This window comes from uncultured Campylobacter sp. (assembly GCF_938045595.1).
In the GTDB taxonomy this organism is placed as follows: Bacteria; Campylobacterota; Campylobacteria; order Campylobacterales; family Campylobacteraceae; genus Campylobacter_B.
Window position 1 is genome coordinate 1 of sequence record NZ_CALIBB010000056.1, and the last position, 2,839, is coordinate 2,839.

At 44.9% G+C, this 2,839-nt stretch carries 3 protein-coding genes, 1 other RNA gene and 1 pseudogene; 2 read left to right on the top strand and 3 right to left on the bottom strand.

Features of this window, described 5'->3' with window-relative positions; all coding sequences use genetic code 11:
- Positions 1–106: 106 nt before the first annotated feature.
- The 3 genes and pseudogenes from Q0340_RS02265 to panB all read right to left on the bottom strand — a co-directional run.
- Positions 107–337, bottom strand: a pseudogene (locus Q0340_RS02265) (type II toxin-antitoxin system VapC family toxin); the annotation flags it as partial.
- A 170-nt stretch (positions 338–507) separates the two neighbouring features.
- Positions 508–774: a hypothetical protein gene (locus tag Q0340_RS02270; protein ID WP_298081992.1), complete on the bottom strand. Its 267-nt coding sequence runs from the start codon at positions 772–774 to the stop codon at positions 508–510.
- A gap of 63 nt (positions 775–837) precedes the next feature.
- Positions 838–1,635: a 3-methyl-2-oxobutanoate hydroxymethyltransferase gene (gene panB / locus Q0340_RS02275; RefSeq protein ID WP_298081993.1), complete on the bottom strand. Its 798-nt coding sequence runs from the start codon at positions 1,633–1,635 to the stop codon at positions 838–840.
- Positions 1,636–1,733: 98 nt separating this feature from the next.
- Between panB and ssrA the strand changes: the two genes are divergently transcribed.
- Together ssrA and imm40 are read left to right on the top strand one after the other, a co-directional pair.
- Positions 1,734–2,094, top strand: a transfer-messenger RNA (tmRNA) gene (gene ssrA / locus Q0340_RS02280).
- Between the two features lie 236 nt (positions 2,095–2,330).
- Positions 2,331–2,675 (top strand): Imm40 family immunity protein, encoded by a 345-nt coding sequence (imm40, locus tag Q0340_RS02285; RefSeq protein WP_298081994.1) that lies wholly within the window; start codon positions 2,331–2,333, stop codon positions 2,673–2,675.
- Positions 2,676–2,839 lie beyond the last annotated feature (164 nt).

Below are 2,839 nucleotides of genomic sequence, written 5' to 3' on the forward strand. Positions count from 1 at the left end.
AAATTTTCTCCTTAAATTTTATTAGCCGCTTAGGTCTGACGGCTAATTTGCGGCGAGAGCAAAATTTAAACGCCCGCCGTGCAGCGTAAATTTTAAAATTTAAAATTTACATCCAATTTTCTATTTTAAGCCCGCTTATATTTTTAAAATCTTTTTCGTTATTCGTAACGAGCGTGCAACCGCGCGATAATACATTCGCAGCGATCAACATATCCATATCTCCTATTTTACGATTAGCCGCCGTTAGCTCGCGGCGCACTGCACCATATGCCTGAGCATCACGCATGCCAAATGGCAAAATATTAAAATTTGAGATAAACTCGTCTATTAGCCGTAAATTTAACTCTTTGCGCTTGGAATTTTATGCACCAAATCTCAGCTCGGCAACGGTAACAAGCGAGATAAAAATATCCGATCTTAGATGTTTTGTCAGACAATCGAGTATTTTAGGAGCGTATTTTTCGTCGTTATTTATCAAATATATACAAATATTCATATCTAAAACGATCATTTATCGAATCCAAACTCGCGCTCGCTCGGGATCTGTTTGCCGCGCTTGATCTCAGCGTCTTTAAATTTTGCCAGCGTCGCAAGCAATCCATCCCACTTGCCGCTACGTTTGGGGATGCTAAGCGTTATTTCGGTATCGCTAAGCTCTTTTATCGCAAGCTCCTTAACGCCCTCCAAATTTAGATATTTCGGGATACGCAGCGCTAAGGAGTTGCCGCTTTTAAATACTTTTAAAGTTTTGTCGTTAGCTGCTTTGACTTTCATCTATGCTCCTTTTATTTATTGATTTTAGGATATAAATTTTTAAAATTCCGACCTAAAATCCCGCTACTGCTTATATTCAAACTCCTCGCTCGGAAAGCTCTTCTCCTTGACTTCGCGCGCGTATTCGCGCACCGCGCCTTTTACCAGCTCGGCGCCGTCTAAATAGCGCTTAACGAATTTTGGCCGAAACTCCGTGAAAAATCCGCACATATCGCTCCACACAAGCACCTGTCCGTCTATGCCCGCGCCAGCGCCGATGCCGATAACGGGCACGTCGGTGCCGAGCGCTACTTGATTTGCGACTGCAGAAATCGTCCCCTCCACCAGCAGCAGCACCGCACCCGCCTCGGCAAGCGCTCTGGCGTCGCTTAAGACCTCGCGCGCACCCTCCTCTCCGCGTCCGCTTACCTTGTAGCCGCCCGTAAAGCGCGAAAACTGCGGCTTTAGCCCGATGTGGCTCATCACGGCGATACCGTTTCGATTAAGCAGCGCCACGGTATCTGCCATATGAGCGCCGCCTTCGATTTTGACAGCGTCGCAGCCGGTACTCTCATAGACTTTGGCGCAGTTTTGTAGCGCAAGCTCTGGCGTCGCGCACGAGCAAAACGGCATGTCCACGACCATATACGCCCGCTTTAGCCCCCGTCTTACGGCACGTGCATGATATATCATCTGCTCTACGCTTGCGCCCAGGGTCTCGGAGTGCCCGCCGAAGCTCATATTTAGGCTGTCGCCTACGAGCACCATATCAACCTCGTCGTCGAAAATTTTAGCAAAAAGCGCGTCGTAGGCGGTGATCATCACGATCTTCTCGCCGGATTTTTTCATCTCGTATAATTTAGAAAGCGTGATTTTTGACATTTTGACTCCTTTGCTCGGTTAAAATTTCGATGCAATTTTAACATAAGCCGAATTTGACATTTATAAAATTTTAAAGTAAAATGCGCGCGCATTCTTTCGGGGGTGACTTGGCTTCGACGGGAACGGATGGGTCAAGGCTGCATGTCGCTTTGGATACAGCGTATAAAATCCAAACTAAATTTAAACGCAAACAACGTTAAATTTGCTCCTGCTTACGCTAAAGCTGCGTAAGTCCAGTCGAGCCCTGCTCTGCGCCGATACTATCTAAGCGCGGCGGCGGGTAATCTGCGATAGCGTAGCTCTGCGGCGTGACGAGCCGTAGGGTGAAATCCTAGTCTTTGCGCCGGCGGTCGTTTTGGAAAGTGAGCGAGCCTGCGCGAGAACTTCACTTTTGCTAAACATGTAGAGGCTTTGGTCGTTTGTTTTCGGACTGCGGTTCAATCCCGCACACCTCCACCAATTAAGCTATCTTTAAGTTCCAATCGCTTCCTTTCACTCCTCTTTAATTCCCGTATATAGGTGCTTATCTTATATTTCGATTATTTCTCTTTCCTTTTATTTTTGTTTGTAGTATAATTTACTTCTGAAAAAATGGGGGTTTTATTAGGAGCTTTTTTGTATTGGGGGTTTTCGTAGAGAAATACGATATAGAAAAATGGCAATGGCAATAATCTTATACTTAAAAGGAGCGAATTATGTCATTTATAGATGAGGATTACGTAAATATCGTACCGCAGGATCTGCTAGAGCGTGGTATACGCCTAAGAGAGGAGTACGGAATTTATGCTATAGCTTGGAGATTTGACGATGTAATGGAGGTACTAAAAATCGCAAGAGATAGAGATATGCTTATCGTCGGAGGGGATGTATATCGCCTAAGCGGCAATGAGCCCATCATCACATACGACGGCTGGAGTATTAAAGCAGAAGATGACGATGCATTCGAAGTGGCGATCCGATATATCACTAATTATCGCGCCAGAAATGGAGATGATTTTATATATTATCCAGCCATTGGCCCTGGGCGGGTGTCCAAATGAGAATTTTAATTTGATTGTGTATAGGGAATTTCATAAAAGCATAGAGGGCGCATTTAAGCAGGTCGAATTTGAATTCAGCGTAAAAAAGAGGATTGGAGAAGACGTTAAATTTGGAAAGGACCAAGGAGAAACGCTGTGAAATTTAAAATTTTAGAACCAAGGCT

Coding starts and splice junctions, on each gene's coding strand:
- Q0340_RS02270 (WP_298081992.1), bottom strand. CDS start 774: ATGAAAGTCAAAGCAGCTAACGACAAAACTTTAAAAGTATTTAAAAGC.
- panB (WP_298081993.1), bottom strand. CDS start 1,635: ATGTCAAAAATCACGCTTTCTAAATTATACGAGATGAAAAAATCCGGC.
- imm40 (WP_298081994.1), top strand. CDS start 2,331: ATGTCATTTATAGATGAGGATTACGTAAATATCGTACCGCAGGATCTG.